Origin of the sequence: uncultured Chitinophaga sp. (genome assembly GCF_902168175.1) — a bacterium.
In the GTDB taxonomy this organism is placed as follows: domain Bacteria; phylum Bacteroidota; class Bacteroidia; order Chitinophagales; family Chitinophagaceae; genus Chitinophaga.
Genome location: NZ_CABHOU010000025.1, coordinates 498872 through 515462, shown reverse-complemented (window position 1 = coordinate 515462; position 16591 = coordinate 498872). Strand labels below are relative to the sequence as shown.

Sequence of the window (16591 nt, the reverse complement as noted above, 5' to 3'; positions counted from 1 at the left end):
ATTCAAAAAACAGAAACAAAAAATAATACAATGGCAAAAGCTAAACTGGATCTTAAGGGCTTTGGTGAACAAGAACTGAAAGAGAAAATCTCTGAAGAAACACTGCGCCTGAAAAAGATTTCATTCGGCCACGCAATCACTCCCATCGAAAATCCAATGATTATTCGTGGTATAAGAAGGGATATTGCCCGCATGAAAACAGAACTGCGCAAAAGAGAGCTGGGCGCTTAAGTCCAACAGGGTTACGGCCCTGCTTTGAGCCTGCTCAAATAAATATATTTTTAAAACCTCCCGTAAGGGAGCACGGTGGTAAAATACTTTCAAAATGACCGAAAGAAAATTAAGAAAAACCAGGATTGGTGTGGTATCCAGCAATAAAGCTGATAAAACGATCTCCGTTAGCGTAGAACGTAAAGTAAAGCACCCGATTTATGGTAAGTTCGTTAAGAAAACTACCAAGTTCATGGCACACGACGAGAAGAACGAGTGCAGCATCGGCGATACCGTAAAAATTATGGAAACCCGCCCGCTGAGCAAGAATAAGTGCTGGAGACTGGTAGAGATTATCGAAAAAGTAAAATAATCAAACAATTGTTTCAAGCTGTAAGCTGCCTGTGCAGTTACAGCCGCTGATTAAACAACCATCAAAAAGTATTACGATGATACAACAAGAATCAAGGCTGAACGTAGCTGATAACTCTGGTGCTAAAGAAGTACTCTGCATCCGCGTGTTGGGTAACTCCGGCCAGGACTACGCAAGAGTAGGCGACAAGATTGTAGTTACAGTGAAAGACGCTATCCCTGGTGGTGGCGTTAAGAAAGGTAGCGTAACCAAAGCAGTTATCGTTAGGACCAAGAACAAATTGCGCCGTAAAGACGGATCTTATATCCGCTTTGACGACAACGCAGTTGTATTGCTGAACAACGCCGACGAGCCTCGCGGAACCCGTATTTTCGGTCCGGTAGCCCGTGAGCTCAGGGATAAAGGATACATGAAGATTATCTCTCTCGCTCCTGAAGTACTCTAAGATATTTATCAGCGAAAAGGCAGATTTTGCCTTTTCGCTTTTTATATATATCTTTGCAGCCCGTTTCAAAAACGAGAAAACTTATTAATCAAGCGAAACAAAGGTTTCGCTTGGCGTTTTAAATAAACAAATAATGAAAACTAGATTCAAGCCAAAGTTCAACATTAAGAAAGGCGACTTGGTAGTAGTTATTGCCGGCGACGACAAGGACAGAACCAAAGCCCGCAAAGTGTTGGAAGTACTTCCTGAGAAGGCACGCGTGCTGGTGGAAGGTGTTAATATTAACACCAAACACACAAAACCGACTGCTCAGAATACCAAAGGTGGTATCGTAAAGCAGGAAGCGCCTATCGCTATCTCTAATGTTATGCTTTGGGATGCTAAAGCTGGCAAACCTACAAGGGTTACCAGGCAGAGAGAGACCGGTAAATTAGTTCGTATAGCTAAAAAATCAGGGGAGGTAATTAAATAATGGCAAACACTACATACACACCCAGGCTGGCTACCAAGTACCGCGAAGAAGTGGTAAATGCACTGATGAAGAAATTCAGCTACAAAACAGTGATGCAGGTTCCACGCCTCACCAAAATATGCCTGAACCAGGGTATTAACGGTGCAGTTAGTGATAAGAAACTGGTTGACATCGCAGTGGACGAAATGACCCGTATTTCAGGTCAGAAAGCCATCGCTACTATGTCTAAAAAAGATATCTCCAACTTCAAGTTGAGGAAAAATATGCCAATTGGCGCCCGCGTAACACTTCGTGGTGTTAACATGTACGAGTTCCTGGACAGGCTGGTGTCTGTATCCCTGCCCCGCGTACGTGACTTCAAAGGCGTTAACGAAAAGGCATTTGATGGCCGTGGTAACTACACAATGGGTATCACCGAGCAGATCATCTTCCCTGAGATCGATATCGATAAAGTGACTAAAATCGCTGGTATGGATATCACTTTCGTGACAACTGCCCAAACTAACGAAGAAGCTTACGAGCTGCTGAGAGAACTGGGTATGCCGTTCCGTAACATGAAGAAAGATAATCAATAATATATTCGAAATAACAAGTCCCGGGCTATTAAAAGCCTGGGATTTGGGATTTTAAAACCGGAATATCAACAATTTAATATGGCAAGAGAATCCATTAAAGCCAGACAAAGAAAGAGAGAAGCACTGGTAGAAAAATTTGCTGAGAAACGCGCTGAGCTGAAAGCCGCAGGCGATTACGCAGCACTTGACAAACTGCCTAGAAATGCATCTCCCGTTCGCCTGCACAACCGGTGCCAACTGAGCGGTCGTCCAAAAGGTTACATGCGCCAATTTGGCCTGTGCCGTAACATGTTCCGCGACATGGCCCTTTCAGGTAAAATCCCTGGTGTTAGAAAAGCTAGCTGGTAAGCACAAATAAGCCCGGTCCAGCATACCGGCAGCAACTGATTCCTTTCCTTTATCGGTTGGATATCGCATTGTAAATTTTTAACTTTTTTGAAACAATGGTTACTGATCCAATTTCAGACTTTTTAACGCGCATCCGCAACGCGCAAATGGCTAACCACAGAATCGTGGAAATTCCAGCCTCTAAACTGAAAAAACGTATCACAGAAATTCTGTACGACAAGGGTTATATCCTGAAGTACAAATTCGAAGAGGATAACAAACAAGGTCTGATCAAGATCGCTTTGAAATACGATCCTCAGACTAAAGTTCCGGCTATCACCGATCTGCAGCGTATCAGCCGCCCCGGTCTTCGCCAGTACTCCAGCCCTGCCGACTTCAAACGCGTGAAAAACGGTTTGGGTATTTCTATCATCTCTACTTCTAAAGGTGTAATGACCGACAAAGAGGCGAAAGCTCAGAACGTAGGTGGTGAGGTAGTGTGCTACATTTACTAAGACTTTACAGCGGCCGCAGGGCCGCTAAAAGCGTATCTGACAATTAAGCTTTCTATACGGCGCTGAACACGGAACGCTTTGAACTCAACATATTTAACTTAATAAACTGAAAAGTTATGTCACGTATAGGAAAGAGTCCTATCAAATTGGCCAGCGGTGTTACTGTTACAGTTTCCCCGGCTAATGAAATCACGGTAAAAGGCCCTAAAGGCGAACTGAAGGAAGTACTCAACAGGGATATTAAAGTTGAAGTAGCTGAAGGTGTGCTTACCGTATATCGTCCTACCGATCAGATCCGTCACCGCGCTTTGCACGGTTTATACCGCGCGCTGCTCGCTAACATGGTAGCTGGTGTAACCGAGGGTTTCAAAAAGCAACTCGAACTGGTAGGTGTAGGTTACAAAGCCGCCAACCAGGGTCAGCTTTTGGACCTGTCACTCGGTTACTCACACAATATTATCATCGAAATTCCAAAAGAACTGAAGGTTGCTACTTTAACTGAAAAAGGTCAGAACCCTAAGATCATGCTGGAAGGTATCGATAAACAATTACTCGGTCAGGTTGCTGCTAAAATCCGCAGCCTCCGTAAGCCTGAGCCTTACAAAGGTAAAGGTGTTCGCTACAGCGACGAAGTGGTACGTAAGAAAGCAGGTAAATCTGCCGGTAAATAATACCGCATCGTTCCTTAAACGGGCGATCGATGTAATTGAATCATTTTTTAACATTCCACTGCTCCGTTTCGGCGGAGCAGGATTTTGAATCCGGCAGCATCGGGTTCTTAAATAAATAAACAATGAACACTAAAGTAATCAGAAGACAGAAGATCCGCTACCGCATTCGTAAGAAAGTGGGCGGTACTGCACAGACACCTAGATTTTCGGTATTCCGCAGTAATGCAGAAATCTACGTGCAGCTGATAGATGATACCAACGGTACTACCCTGGCATCAGCTTCTTCACGCGATAAGGATATTGTTGCGCAGAAGGGCAATAAAAGCGAAAAATCTAAATTGGTGGGCGCTGCACTGGCTACTAAAGCCGTTGCTCTGGGCCTTACCAAAGTAGTTTTCGACAGAAGCGGTTACCTTTACCATGGTCGTGTCAAGGCGGTAGCCGATGGTGCCCGTGAAGCCGGTCTGCAATTCTAAATCAAGCTCCGCACCGGTTATTCTTTGGAATAGCCGGGTGTCAAAAGCATAATTCTGAAATCGTAATTCTTATTTAAACAAATGGCAAAGAATTCATTCAATAAAATAAAAGCTGGTGAGCTGGAGCTGAAGGAAAAAGTGGTAGCTATCAACAGGGTTACCAAAACTACCAAAGGCGGTCGTACATTCAGCTTTTCTGCCCTGGTGGTTGTAGGTAACGAGAATGGCGTGGTTGGTCACGGCCTGGGTAAAGCCAAAGAGGTACAGGAAGCTATCACTAAAGGTATAGATGATGCTAAAAAGAACCTGATCAAAGTACCTGTAATGCACGGTACAATTCCTCATGATCAGTTTGCCAAAGAAGGTGCTGCGAAAGTACTGATCAAACCTGCTGCTCATGGTACAGGTGTGATCGCTGGTGGTTCTATGCGTGCTGTTCTTGAAAGTGCAGGTATCACCGACGTATTGGCTAAATCTTTGGGTTCTGCCAATCCTCACAACGTGGTAAAAGCTACCTTCAAAGCGCTGGGCCTGCTCCGCGAGCCGGTGTCTATCGCTAGAACGAGAAGCATCTCTTTGAAGAAAGTATTTAACGGATAATCTTGTTCGGTGCTGTAAAGTTACAGTGCGCTGAAAGGCAGCTGCAGTTTTACTAACGAACTTCAAACTGATTAATAAAATGGCAAAGATCAAGATCACTCAGGTAAAAAGTGGCATTGACCGTCCTGAAAGGCAGAAACTTACATTACAGGCGCTGGGTCTCAGAAAGATGAACGCGGCTGTTGAAGTTGAAGCTACTCCTCAGATCCTCGGTATGGTGCGTAAAGTAAACCACCTGGTAAAGGTTGAGGAAGTTAACGGTTAATTTTTCCGGTTTCTTTCTTCTATTACCTAAGTTTACTATATTGCCCCGGCAATAAATTTTATTTTAAAGCAAGCGAGCGGTTGATTTCCGCGTAAGTAAAAAAAATTATAGACATGAACCTGCATACATTAAAACCTGCACAAGGTGCTGTACATAAAGAGAAACGTTTAGGTCGTGGTGAAGCTTCCGGTAAAGGTGGTACCGCTACTAAAGGTAATAAGGGTGCGCAATCAAACACTGGTTACTCTTCTAAAAGAGGACACGAAGGTGGTCAGATGCCGATCCAACGTCGCCTGCCTAAAAGAGGCTTTGTCAACAACAACCGTATTGAATACAAAGTATTTAACATTGGTCAGCTTGAGCAGATCATTGAGAAATACGGTCTTCAGGAATTCTCCCTGGATACACTGTACATGAACGGTCTGATCAACAAAACTGCCCAGGTTAAAGTACTTGGTCATGGTGAGTTGAAAAGCAAAGTGTCTCTGAAAGTGAACGCAATCAGCGAGAAAGCTAAACAAGCTATCGAAACTGCAGGCGGTTCAGTAGAACTGGTATAAGTTTTTACGATAGAGAAGACGCCTACGGAGTAGTGCGTCTTCTCGTATTTTGCAAGCGCTATTAAACCTTGTCTTCCTGTGAAGAAATTTATCGAAACTATCAAGAATATCTGGAGTATCGAAGACTTGCGCAACCGCATTCTTACAACGTTGCTCCTGGTCCTGATCTACCGCGTGGGATCTTACATTGCCCTGCCCGGTATCGACCCTAACCGTCTGGCAGCTTTTGCCGAAACGTCAAGTAAGGGTATCCTGGGACTGTTTAATATGTTCGCCGGTGGTTCATTCTCCCGCGCTTCCATATTTGCCCTGGGCATTATGCCTTACATTTCGGCTTCAATTGCTATCCAGCTGTTAACCATTGCAGTACCTTATTTCCAGAAACTGCAGAAAGAAGGCGAAAGCGGTAGAAAAAAAATCAACCAATACACTCGTATACTTACAGTTGTTGTTACTGCATTCCAGGCAAGCGCTTACGTGGCTTACCTGAAACAGCAATCCGGTGGTGCTATTATCGATGCCTATGGCTCATTCATGTTCTGGCTCTCTACTACGGTAGTACTTACAGCCGGTACGCTGTTTGTAATGTGGCTCGGTGAAAAAATCACAGACAAAGGTATTGGTAACGGTACTTCCATTATCATCATGGTAGGCATCCTTGCCCGTCTTCCAGAATCGCTTTTTCAGGAATTCGTATCCAGGACTACAGAAGGTGGTGGGGGACTGCTAATGTTCCTGATAGAGATCGCGTTCTTCATCCTTATCACTGTCGGGCTTATCCTGCTGGTGCAAGGTACCAGGAAGATCCCTGTTAACTATGCGAAACGAATTGTTGGCAACAAACAATTCGGTGGTGTACGCCAGTTCATTCCGCTTAAAGTGAATGCTGCGGGTGTTATGCCAATCATCTTCGCTCAGGCTATTATGTTCATTCCTGCAACTGCTATCAACTTTGCAACATCGTCTGAAAGCGCTTCTGGTTTCGTTCGGATATTTAGCGATCCCACAAACGGGTACTACAGCCTTATTTACTGTATACTGGTAATTGTATTTACCTACTTCTATACTGCCCTGATATTTAATCCTTCGCAGATGGCTGAAGAAATGAAACGTAACAACGGTTTCATTCCTGGTGTAAAACCTGGTCAGGCTACTGCAGATTATATCGGTGCTGTAATGGACCGTATCACATTGCCTGGTGCATTTTTCCTGGCATTGGTTGGTATTCTTCCAGGTCTGGCTTCGGCCCTGCACATTAATGCAGGTTTCGCATCCTTCTTTGGTGGTACTTCCCTGTTGATCATGGTAGGTGTTATCCTCGATACCCTGCAACAGATCGAAAGCCAGCTGCTGATGCGCCACTACGATGGTCTGATGAGCTCTGGCCGTATAAAAGGCAGGACTACACCCGCAAATGTATAAGCCCTAACGGCTTAATCCTATATTTTAGCCACCTGGCACATGACACAAAGCAGGTTAATTTAGCAGCTTTGTTTCCTGTACCGGTGGCTAAAGTTTTTAATTGGCCCGGCCGCACCAGACAAGGGTTTTCGGCTGGATTTAGGCTAATTTTAAGTAACTTTGCATGCTATGATTTACTATAAGTCGAAAGAAGAGATAGAGTTAATCAGGAAAAGCGCATTACTTGTAAGCGCCACACTGGAAGAGGTAGCGAAATCTATTAAACCGGGCATGACTACTTTGGAGGTCGATGCATTGGCGGAGCAGTTCATCCGCGATAACGGTGCGGTTCCGGCATTTAAAAATTACAAAGGTTTTCCCAATACCTGCTGTATTTCGGTAAATGAAGCAGTTGTACACGGTATTCCTAACAAACACGTGATAAAGGATGGAGACATCGTTTCTGTGGACGTTGGGGTACTTAGCAACGGATACCATGGCGACAGTGCTTATACGTTCGGAATAGGCAACGTGAAGCCGGAATTACAGCATTTGTTGAATGCTACGAAGGCGGCGCTTGTAAAAGGCGTTGAAAAAGCGGTGGCCGGCAACAGGATAGGAGATATCTCCTTCGCTATCCAGGAATACATCGAGAAAGAAAAGGGATACGGTATTGTTCGTGAGATGGTTGGTCATGGTATTGGCAAGCACCTGCATGAAGATCCCCAGGTGCCCAATTACGGGCGTAGAGGCAGTGGCTCGGTGATGAAGGAGGGGTTAGTAATCTGTATAGAACCGATGATCAATCTCGGCACCCGTGAGATCGTTTGGTTGGAGGATGGCTGGACAGTGAATACGGCGGACGGTAAGCCTTCGGTACACTTTGAACACACAGTTGCGGTGATGAAAGGAAAGCCAGATATGCTTTCTACCTTCGCCGGAATAGAAGCTGCGGAAAAAAGTAATCCTGAGCTTAGTGTTGTGTATAATTAATTTATATTCGTATTATATTGATTTACAATAAATATTATTCAGGCAGAGGAAAGGTAGAGAGAGCTACAAACGCAATCGTAGCGCGGGAAAGAATTATTTTTGGAATTTTTTCCATTTCAGAAACTTTTATGGTATCTTTGCATTCCTAAAAATTTTTATGGCTAAACAGGCACTTATTAAGCAGGATGGTATTATTTTAGAAGCCTTATCGAATGCAATGTTCCGTGTAAAATTGGAAAACGGGCATGAGATCCTGGCTACCATTTCTGGCAAAATGAGAATGCACTACATCAGAATCCTGCCAGGCGATAAGGTGGGTGTAGAGATGAGCCCATATGATTTGTCGAGAGGAAGAATCATTTTTAGGTACAAATAGTCAATTATCTGGGGATAGGTTACGAGAGTTACTGGTTTTCTTTTAAGACTGACGCACGTAGTGCAATAACAAACACAACTTTTAATTTTTATCTTATAATTTAAATATATGAAGGTTAGAGCTTCAATCAAGAAAAGAAGTGCGGATTGCAAGATTGTGCGCAGAAAAGGTAAACTGCTTGTGATCAACAAAAAGAATCCTCGCTTTAAACAACGCCAGGGATAATTTGGCGCGCGGAGGGAGTATTCCCGTCGCTTATTCAACACTGACATTATAAATTAAACAAGTGATATGGCACGTATAGCCGGTATAGATCTTCCTAAAAACAAAAGAGGCGAAATTGGCCTGACCTATATTTTTGGTATTGGTCGTTCTACCGCCCAGTATATCCTGACAAAAGCAGAAATTGATCTGAGCAAGAAAGTGAAAGATTGGAATGACGATGATCAGGCAGCAATCCGTAACATCATCAATGGTGAGTTCAAGGTTGAAGGCCAGCTTCGTTCAGAAGTTCAGATGAATATCAAGCGTTTGCTGGATATTGCTTGCTACCGTGGCCTGCGTCACAGGAAAGGTCTGCCGCTGAGAGGTCAGCGTACACGTACCAACAGCCGTACACGTAAAGGTAAGCGTAAGACAGTTGCTGGTAAGAAGAAAGCACCTAAGAAATAGTAAATAAGGCCCTGGGCTGATATTCTAACTTCCAGATCCGGAGTATCAGGCAACGAAATTGGGTGTTCATATAAACGGATCAGGAAAGTCATATTCGGAATTTTAATAACTATGGCAAAAGCAACCAATACCAAAGCTGCTGCGAAGAAAAGGGTAGTAAAGGTAGATAACTACGGAGACGTACATATCTCCGCCAGCTTTAACAATATTATTGTTAGCATCACCAATAAATTCGGTCAGGTAATATCCTGGTCTTCTGCAGGTAAAATGGGTTTCAAAGGTTCTAAAAAGAACACTCCATACGCTGCGCAGCTGGCTGCTAGCGATGCTGCTAAAGTAGCTATCGACGCTGGTCTGAAAAGAGCTGACGTGTTTGTAAAAGGTCCTGGTGCAGGTCGTGAAAGCGCTATCCGTGCAATCGCGAACTCAGGTATCGAAGTAAACATGATCAAAGATGTGACGCCTTTACCGCACAACGGTTGCCGTCCTCCTAAGAAACGTAGGGTTTAGTTTATCAAACTCCAGGATACAGTTCTTTTCGGTATATTTATTTACCGGAGGGGTTACTGAATCCTGGAATTTGGAATTTATATTTACACTTAACAGTGGGTGTGCGATCAGGTTTTTGGATTTTTTGAAGAGCGCACATCGTAACTAAAAAATCTAACAAAGAAAAACATGGCAAGGTACACAGGACCCAAGACCAAGATTTCTAGAATCTTTGGCGAGCCCATTCTCGGTAATGGCAAGTATTTAGGCAAGAACAGCAACCCTCCCGGTCAGCACGGTGCTACCAGGAAGCGTAAGCAATTGGGTGAATACGCTCTGCAGCTGAGAGAGAAACAGAAAGCAAAATACACCTATGGTTTATTGGAGCGCCAGTTCCGTAATCTGTTCGACGAAGCTAACCGTAGAAAAGGCGTTACCGGTGAGGTATTGATCAAACTGCTGGAAGCTCGTTTGGATAACACCGTATTCCGTCTGGGTATTGCACCTAGCCGTCCGGCTGCCCGTCAGCTCGTTTCTCACAAACACATCACTGTGAATGGTCACGTTATGAACGTACCTTCTTACCAGCTGAAACCAGGCGATATCATCGGCCTGAAAGATAAAACAGCAGGTAACACAGCACTGACCAGCATTATTCGCGGTAAAAACCCGAAATTCAGCTGGTTAGACTGGAACGAGAAAGATAATAAAGGTACATTCATCGCATATCCTGAAAGGGAAAGCGTTCCTGAGAATATCAAGGAGCAGCTGATCGTAGAGTTGTACTCTAAATAATAGTACTTTTTTAGTCCATGGCGCATGGTCCTTAACCGGGTCTATGTGTCATGGACATTTACGATATTATATATCATACATTCAAATCTTAAAACTATCATATCAATGGCAATATTAAATTTCCAAAAGCCTGACAAGATCGTTTTGCAGAAGTCTACCGACTTTGAAGCTCAATTCGAGTTCCGTCCGTTAGAACCAGGTTATGGCGTGACCATCGGTAACGCGCTTCGTCGTGTGTTGCTGTCGTCTTTGGAGGGCTATGCCATTGTGGGAATAAAGATTGAAGGCGCTGACCACGAATTCGCTACCCTTAAAGGTATCACCGAAGACGTAACAGAGATCATCCTGAACCTGAAACAGGTGCGCTTCAAGAAGATCGTAGAGAATGAAGTAAGTAACGAAAAGGTGCAGATCTCTATCAAAGGCAAAACCGAGTTCCGTGCCGATATGATAGAGAAAGCTACGAATTCATTCCAGATCATGAACCCCGAACTGCTTCTTTGCACACTCGATCCATCCGCTAAACTGGATATCGAACTGACTATCGGTAAAGGCCGTGGTTATGTACCTGCAGAAGAAAATAAATCCAAAGATGGTATTTTTGGTTTTATCGCTATCGACTCTGTATTCACGCCGATCAAAAACGTGAAATACAGCATCGAAAACACCCGTGTGGAACAAAAGACCGATTACGAGAAGCTGATCATGGAAGTGATCACTGACGGTACTATCCATCCGGAAGAAGCGGTAAAACAAGCATCCCGCATCCTGATCCAACACCTGATGATCATCACTGATGAAAACATCAGCTTCGATACTAAAGACACTGAGAAAGAAGATGTAGTTGATGAACAGACTCTGCAACTGCGCAAAATCCTGAAAACTCCGCTGGAAGATCTGGATTTGAGCGTACGTGCGTTTAACTGTCTGAAAGCTGCGAAAATCAATTCACTGAGCGAACTGGTACAGTACGAGCAGGAAGAATTGATGAAGTTCAGAAACTTCGGTCAGAAATCACTCAGCGAAATCGAACAAGTGTTAGGCGAAAGAGGTCTTCACTTCGGTATGGATTTGTCTAAACTCAAATTGGAAGAAGAGTAGGCCAAACCTGCTTATCAATAATCAAACATCAGTACCCTGTAATTCCTGACACGGTATAGGGGAGTAAAACAAAATGTCATGCGTCACGGAGTTAAATTAAACAGATTAAGCCGCAAGGCGGCCCACCGCAAAAGCCTGATGAGTAATCTGGCTATGGAACTGATCAGCCACAAGCGTATTACTACTACTCTTGCAAAAGCAAAAGCACTGCGCGTATACGTAGAGCCACTGCTCACAAGGGCTAAAGAAGATAACACGCATAACAGGAGGATCGTGTTCAGCTACCTGCAGGATAAGGAATCGATTAAGGAACTGTTCGGCACTATCAGCGAGAAAATCGCTAACCGTCCCGGTGGTTACACTCGTATCATTAAACTGGGTAAGCGTTTGGGCGATGCTGCTGAAATAGCGATGATTGAACTGGTAGACTTCAACGAAATCTACGGTAAAACAGCCGCTACTGAAGCTGCTCCTGCTAAGAAAACTCGTCGTGCCGGTGGTGCGAAGAAGAAAGCAGAAGGTGAAGCTCCGGCTGCAGAAGCTAAAGAAGAAAAAGCAGCTGAATAGTTGTTATTATAAGATTCTTCTCGTAAAGGACAAAGCGTTACGCTTTGTCCTTTTTTTATATGTGGCAGGGTATTTGTATATTTATAATGTAATGTGTTCTATCCTATAGCGAAACCACCACACCTATGCAGTATTACTTGAAATGTGAGAATTGCGGATACCTTAATCCGCTGAAATCTGAATACGCAACTTTTTGCGACCATTGTGGTAAAAAGTTAGGTTCTAATTATAGTTCATGGAAACTTGAGCATCCGGCGAAAGATTTCGAACAATTTAAGCAGGAGGTGGGGCTTTCCGGCTCCAAGGCGGAAGCTGAAAGAAGAGCATTCAAGCGGAAAATATCAGCCAAAACCCGTAAGACGATCGCCATAGCCGCAGTGATAGTAGTTTGTGTTGTGGCAGGTGCATTTGCCACCCAATTTGGAAAGCGGATAGCGAAATCTTTTAATGAAGTTAAAACACCTTCATCCTGGCTCACATCCTCATGGCAACGCTTCGGGCCCGGTGCAGATAGCCTCTTGACATTTGAGACACCCACTTCACTCATGCCTTATGAACACAGCCTTGCGCCTGAATTAGCTACATATGCGGACTTAAACGGGGCATTCCGAAATAATGATGCAGACGGCTTCAGGATTGATCTGATAATGTTGAAATGGAAAGAAGGGAACAATGCTAACCTGTCTACAATAGCAAACGCCGCGATAGTTGAGTGGCAATCTCAGCAGCTATACAGCCAGTTCGACTATGATCAGCACGAAATTATGATAGATGGAAAGCCCGCCATACTTCAAAAAGGTAGTTATGTTTACCAAAGCAATACCGCCCTTCAATTTGATAATTTGATTATTGTAGATGGGGATGAAATCCGTCAATTATTAATTACTTACGGCGCTGCAGATGATACCGGTAGCCAGGTGGCGGAGAGGCTTTTGCGCTCCGTAAAAGTGGGCTCCTAAAGGGTTTAAAATTTTTTGTGGCAATCCCTTACTGTTTTAGTACTTTTGCAAAGTTTTTTAAACCGGTACTTTCGGGCAGCCGGAAGCACCACAAAAAATAAGACAGTAAGAAGAATGCCTCAGTCAAGATCCACCCAGCCTGCCATGCTGTTGTTAGAAGATGGCACTGTTTACCATGGTAAAGCATTTGGAAAGATCGGCACAGCTGCCGGCGAGCTTTGCTTTAACACAGGTATGACTGGTTACCAGGAAGTTTTCACAGATCCTTCCTACAAAGGACAGGTTTTGATCATGAATAACTGTTACATTGGTAACTACGGCACAAAAAAGGATGATGTAGAAAGCAGCTCTGTTAAAATCAGTGGCCTTATCTGCAAAAACATTTCTTACAACTACTCTCGTAAACAGGCCGACGAGTCGCTCGAGCAATTCCTTATAGAGAATAACCTGGTGGCTATTTACGATGTAGATACGCGCGCGTTGGTTAGTCACGTTCGCAGCAAAGGTGCCATGAACTGCATTATCTCTTCGGAAATTCTCGATGAAGCCAAATTAAAGGCCGAATTGGTGAAGGTTCCTGATATGGAAGGCCAGGCATTATGTGCTGAGGTTTCCACTAAAGAAGCTTATAATGTAGGCGATCCAAATTCAGAAATAAGGATTGCGGTAATGGACAATGGTGTTAAGCGCAACATGTTGAAATGCCTTTCCGAAAGAGCTTACCTGAAAGTATTCCCAACAACGGCAACTTTCGAGGAATGCGAAGGGTTTAAGCCACATGCATACTTTATCTCAAACGGTCCTGGGGATCCGGCTCCGTTAACTTATGCAGTGGAAAATATCAAGAAGATACTGGAGGCTGAACGCCCAATGTTCGGTATTTGCCTGGGCCATCAGTTATTGGCGCTTGCAAATGGTATTCCTACTTATAAAATGCACCATGGCCACCGCGGTCTTAATCACCCGGTTAAAAACCTGCTCACTGGCCGTTGTGAGATCACCACACAGAATCACGGCTTCGCTATTGATGCGGAGGCTGTTGCGAAATCAGCCAACGTAGAAGTAACCCACGTAAATCTGAATGATAAGTCTGTGGAAGGTATCAGGATTAAGAATAAGCCGGCCTTCTCTGTGCAGTACCATCCTGAATCAACACCAGGTCCGCACGATTCGAGGTATTTATTCGACGATTTCTTTACGATGATTAAAGCGAACATGTAGTAAATGGGCGGAAGCCCATTTAACTTCCAGGATAAGTGAACGATGGTATGTAGAAAAACAAAAGGTCCCGAAGATTCGGGACCTTATTATTTTAAATTCCACGTTATGAAAACTTTTATGAAGGTACTATGGAGTGACCATAATATCATTTTATCTAATTGTTACCTCATTATTCTGTAAAATCGATTGCAATTATCAGGTATCATTTTCCAGGAAATTATTTTGCAGAGATTCGCACTGAAAGTTTTAATAACTACTTAACAGTATTATATTTGGAATCTGTATAAAAAAATACGGCCCCGAGAACGGAGCCGTTTGCCTTTATAAATTCCACGTTATGAAAAACTGATACAAAATATTTTGAAGTGATTTATGCTAAAACGTTTTAGTTAGCTACACTCTTTTTTACTGTTTGTGATACTGCAAAGTTCCGATCTTTATTTCACTTGTCAAAATTATATTAGTTAAATTTTTGTAAAAGCCGATCAAAAACCAAAGAACTTATATTGTTATTTATTCTATTTGTCTTTTCAACTCTCTTTCGTTCCGTTCACGATGTAAACTTATAGATAAATTGAATGAAAAACAAATTTTGTTTGACAAAAACTCAGTTTTCGATCATAAAAGTTCATATCGATTTAAATGTAATATGAATATTCTTCTTTTAAAGTGTATTTTTTACACCAAAATTTAAGAAAGGCTAAACAAAAATTTAATCCTATTTTAACATAGACAGCATCGAAAATAACATTTAGCTATTTATCCTTCCCGGATAAACTTCCAACGCTTTCTCAAGACAAGTCATTGCGCTCGCAATATCTTCCTTATTCAAAACGTAAGCCAATCTGATCTCGTTCTTTCCTAAGCCTTTAGTGGCGTAGAATCCGCTGGCTGGCGAAACCATTACAGTTTGCTGTTCGTAAGAGAAAGATTCCAGCAACCATTGGCAAAATTTATCGGCATCATCGATAGGGAGTTTGGCCATGGCATAAAATGCTCCGCCGGGATTGGGGCAGAACACGCCTGGAATGTTGTTTAGTAATTTTACCAATACATCACGACGGCTCTGGTATTCGGCTTTGATGTCGTTAAAGTAGTCATCAGGTAAATCTACAGCTGCTTCGCCTGCTATTTGGGCAAAACTTGGGGGACTGAGACGTGCCTGAGCGAATTTCATTACGGAGTCTAGTACTTTCTGATTTTTAGTTACGAGCGCTCCTATTCTGCCACCACATGCGCTGTAACGTTTAGAAATGGTATCCATAAGGATCACATTTTCGTCAAGTCCTTCCAGGTTCATGGCTGAGATGTGAGTGCCGGTATAGCAGAATTCACGGTAAGCCTCGTCTGAAAACAGGAAAAGGTTGTATTTGAGGCAAAGCTGCTTTAAAATTTCCATTTCCTCGCGGCTATACAGGTAGCCGGTTGGGTTATTAGGGTTACAGATGAGGATACCTTTAGTTCTAGGCGTAATCAACTGTTCAAACTCTTCGATAGGGGGCAAAGCAAAGCCCGATTCAATGGAAGATGTGATAGGCTTTACGTTAATATTAGCGGCAACGGCAAAACCATTGTAGTTGGCGTAAAAGGGTTCGGGAATGATCACCTCGTCACCTGGATCGAGGCAGGCCATAAAGCCGAACAATATCGCTTCAGAACCTCCTGTGGTAACAATGATCTGCTGATGATTTACGTCAATCCCGAACTTTTCATAATAGCCCGTAAGTTTGCGGCGATAGCTTTCATTACCTGCGCTGTGGCTGTATTCCAAGATCTTAAAATCGGAATGACGTACCGCATCAAGAACAGCTTTGGGTGTTTCGATGTCGGGCTGACCGATGTTAAGGTGATAAACTTTTACTCCTTTTTTCTTGGCTGCTTCTGCGAAGGGCACCAGCTTTCTGATTGGTGAAGGTGGCATTTGTTCCCCTCTCTGGCTAATGGTAGGCATGTTTTTGATTTCTTTTGAAGTGCAAAGGTAGGGCTTATGATGCTTTCCTTTAAAATAATGACATAAAAAAAGCTGCTCGGAAAGAGCAGCTTTTTGAATCTTATAAAACGTTGATTAGTTTTCTACAGTTCCTTCCAGGTGCAATTCTTTGTCCTGGTCAACGCCCTTCAGTTTAACCCAAACTGTCTTCTGTTGTTTACCTATCGCATTCGCGCTGTACTGGGCAGTGATTTTACCTTTTTTACCCGGCAGAATCGGTTCTTTGGTCCAGGTTGGCGTAGTGCAACCGCAGCTAGGCCTGGCGTTCTCAATAATTACTGGTTCTTTGCTGATGTTTGTAAATTCAAATTCAGCATTAACGGGTTTGTTAAGCTTAGTTTTACCAAAATCAACAGTTTCTTTAGAAAACTTGATTTTAGCATCAACCGGGTTAGTTGCACCCGAACCAGTTTGAGCCTGAGCCCAAAGAGCTGTAGTTAACAGCATGCTTGCAAATAGGGATAAGATAAATTTTTTCATCTTTGTTATGTGGTTTTTAAAAACGATTGGTTAAAAACAAAATCGGTTTCTTACTATT

At 43.2% G+C, this 16591-nt stretch carries 25 protein-coding genes; 23 read left to right on the top strand and 2 right to left on the bottom strand.

What is annotated here, in order from left to right:
• Positions 1 to 30: 30 nt before the first annotated feature.
• The 23 genes from rpmC (at position 31) to carA (ending at position 14063) form a co-directional block, all read left to right on the top strand.
• Positions 31 to 231 (top strand): 50S ribosomal protein L29, encoded by a 201-nt coding sequence (rpmC, locus tag QZT80_RS05615; RefSeq protein ID WP_295118880.1) that lies wholly within the window; start codon positions 31 to 33, stop codon positions 229 to 231.
• A 94-nt stretch (positions 232 to 325) separates the two neighbouring features.
• Positions 326 to 583 carry a 30S ribosomal protein S17 gene (gene rpsQ / locus QZT80_RS05610; protein ID WP_295118877.1) on the top strand — a complete coding sequence of 86 codons (258 nt, stop codon included), beginning with the start codon at positions 326 to 328 and terminating at the stop codon, positions 581 to 583.
• A 76-nt stretch (positions 584 to 659) separates the two neighbouring features.
• Positions 660 to 1028, top strand: a complete 369-nt coding sequence (rplN, locus tag QZT80_RS05605; RefSeq protein ID WP_295118874.1) for a 50S ribosomal protein L14 — start codon at positions 660 to 662, stop codon at positions 1026 to 1028.
• Positions 1029 to 1161: 133 nt separating this feature from the next.
• Positions 1162 to 1500 carry a 50S ribosomal protein L24 gene (rplX, locus tag QZT80_RS05600; protein ID WP_295118871.1) on the top strand — a complete coding sequence of 113 codons (339 nt, stop codon included), beginning with the start codon at positions 1162 to 1164 and terminating at the stop codon, positions 1498 to 1500.
• Positions 1500 to 2075, top strand: coding sequence for a 50S ribosomal protein L5 (gene rplE / locus QZT80_RS05595; protein ID WP_295118868.1), 576 nt, complete (start codon positions 1500 to 1502; stop codon positions 2073 to 2075). The genes rplX and rplE overlap by 1 nt, the downstream gene beginning before the upstream one ends.
• A gap of 78 nt (positions 2076 to 2153) precedes the next feature.
• Positions 2154 to 2423, top strand: coding sequence for a 30S ribosomal protein S14 (gene rpsN, locus QZT80_RS05590; RefSeq protein WP_295118866.1), 270 nt, complete (start codon positions 2154 to 2156; stop codon positions 2421 to 2423).
• Positions 2424 to 2518: 95 nt separating this feature from the next.
• The gene (gene rpsH / locus QZT80_RS05585; RefSeq protein WP_295118863.1) at positions 2519 to 2917 is read left to right on the top strand and encodes a 30S ribosomal protein S8; all 399 of its coding nucleotides are present in this window, start codon (positions 2519 to 2521) and stop codon (positions 2915 to 2917) included.
• 116 nt (positions 2918 to 3033) lie between these two features.
• Positions 3034 to 3588, top strand: coding sequence for a 50S ribosomal protein L6 (gene rplF, locus QZT80_RS05580; protein ID WP_295118861.1), 555 nt, complete (start codon positions 3034 to 3036; stop codon positions 3586 to 3588).
• A gap of 122 nt (positions 3589 to 3710) precedes the next feature.
• Positions 3711 to 4064: a 50S ribosomal protein L18 gene (gene rplR, locus QZT80_RS05575; RefSeq protein WP_295118858.1), complete on the top strand. Its 354-nt coding sequence runs from the start codon at positions 3711 to 3713 to the stop codon at positions 4062 to 4064.
• 81 nt (positions 4065 to 4145) lie between these two features.
• Positions 4146 to 4664, top strand: a complete 519-nt coding sequence (gene rpsE, locus QZT80_RS05570) for a 30S ribosomal protein S5 (protein WP_295118855.1) — start codon at positions 4146 to 4148, stop codon at positions 4662 to 4664.
• A gap of 79 nt (positions 4665 to 4743) precedes the next feature.
• Entirely contained in the window at positions 4744 to 4929 is a 186-nt protein-coding gene (rpmD, locus tag QZT80_RS05565; protein WP_295118852.1) for a 50S ribosomal protein L30, read from the top strand.
• Positions 4930 to 5042: 113 nt separating this feature from the next.
• On the top strand, positions 5043 to 5489 hold the full coding sequence (gene rplO, locus QZT80_RS05560; RefSeq protein WP_295118849.1) for a 50S ribosomal protein L15: 447 nt from the start codon (positions 5043 to 5045) through the stop codon (positions 5487 to 5489).
• A gap of 78 nt (positions 5490 to 5567) precedes the next feature.
• The gene (gene secY / locus QZT80_RS05555) at positions 5568 to 6911 is read left to right on the top strand and encodes a preprotein translocase subunit SecY (RefSeq protein WP_295118846.1); all 1344 of its coding nucleotides are present in this window, start codon (positions 5568 to 5570) and stop codon (positions 6909 to 6911) included.
• A 168-nt stretch (positions 6912 to 7079) separates the two neighbouring features.
• The gene (gene map / locus QZT80_RS05550) at positions 7080 to 7883 is read left to right on the top strand and encodes a type I methionyl aminopeptidase (RefSeq protein ID WP_295118843.1); all 804 of its coding nucleotides are present in this window, start codon (positions 7080 to 7082) and stop codon (positions 7881 to 7883) included.
• A 157-nt stretch (positions 7884 to 8040) separates the two neighbouring features.
• The gene (gene infA, locus QZT80_RS05545; RefSeq protein ID WP_012789309.1) at positions 8041 to 8259 is read left to right on the top strand and encodes a translation initiation factor IF-1; all 219 of its coding nucleotides are present in this window, start codon (positions 8041 to 8043) and stop codon (positions 8257 to 8259) included.
• Positions 8260 to 8367: 108 nt separating this feature from the next.
• A complete protein-coding gene (gene rpmJ, locus QZT80_RS05540; RefSeq protein WP_072360626.1) occupies positions 8368 to 8484 on the top strand; it encodes a 50S ribosomal protein L36 in 117 nt (38 codons plus the stop codon).
• Positions 8485 to 8550: 66 nt separating this feature from the next.
• Complete coding sequence (rpsM, locus tag QZT80_RS05535) at positions 8551 to 8931, top strand: 30S ribosomal protein S13 (RefSeq protein ID WP_295118822.1); 381 nt, start codon at positions 8551 to 8553, stop codon at positions 8929 to 8931.
• Between the two features lie 111 nt (positions 8932 to 9042).
• Entirely contained in the window at positions 9043 to 9441 is a 399-nt protein-coding gene (gene rpsK, locus QZT80_RS05530) for a 30S ribosomal protein S11 (RefSeq protein WP_295118819.1), read from the top strand.
• 168 nt (positions 9442 to 9609) lie between these two features.
• Positions 9610 to 10215: a 30S ribosomal protein S4 gene (gene rpsD / locus QZT80_RS05525; protein ID WP_295118816.1), complete on the top strand. Its 606-nt coding sequence runs from the start codon at positions 9610 to 9612 to the stop codon at positions 10213 to 10215.
• Positions 10216 to 10320: 105 nt separating this feature from the next.
• On the top strand, positions 10321 to 11316 hold the full coding sequence (locus tag QZT80_RS05520; RefSeq protein WP_295118813.1) for a DNA-directed RNA polymerase subunit alpha: 996 nt from the start codon (positions 10321 to 10323) through the stop codon (positions 11314 to 11316).
• Between the two features lie 78 nt (positions 11317 to 11394).
• Positions 11395 to 11883, top strand: coding sequence for a 50S ribosomal protein L17 (gene rplQ, locus QZT80_RS05515; RefSeq protein ID WP_295118810.1), 489 nt, complete (start codon positions 11395 to 11397; stop codon positions 11881 to 11883).
• 125 nt (positions 11884 to 12008) lie between these two features.
• Entirely contained in the window at positions 12009 to 12842 is an 834-nt protein-coding gene (locus QZT80_RS05510; RefSeq protein WP_295118807.1) for a zinc ribbon domain-containing protein, read from the top strand.
• 114 nt (positions 12843 to 12956) lie between these two features.
• Positions 12957 to 14063, top strand: a complete 1107-nt coding sequence (gene carA, locus QZT80_RS05505) for a glutamine-hydrolyzing carbamoyl-phosphate synthase small subunit (protein ID WP_295118804.1) — start codon at positions 12957 to 12959, stop codon at positions 14061 to 14063.
• Between the two features lie 751 nt (positions 14064 to 14814).
• Here the strand turns inward: carA and QZT80_RS05500 are convergent.
• Positions 14815 to 16014, bottom strand: coding sequence for a pyridoxal phosphate-dependent aminotransferase (locus QZT80_RS05500; protein ID WP_295118801.1), 1200 nt, complete (start codon positions 16012 to 16014; stop codon positions 14815 to 14817).
• 114 nt (positions 16015 to 16128) lie between these two features.
• The gene (locus QZT80_RS05495; protein ID WP_295118798.1) at positions 16129 to 16533 is read right to left on the bottom strand and encodes a DUF1573 domain-containing protein; all 405 of its coding nucleotides are present in this window, start codon (positions 16531 to 16533) and stop codon (positions 16129 to 16131) included.
• Between the last annotated feature and the right edge of the window lie 58 nt (positions 16534 to 16591).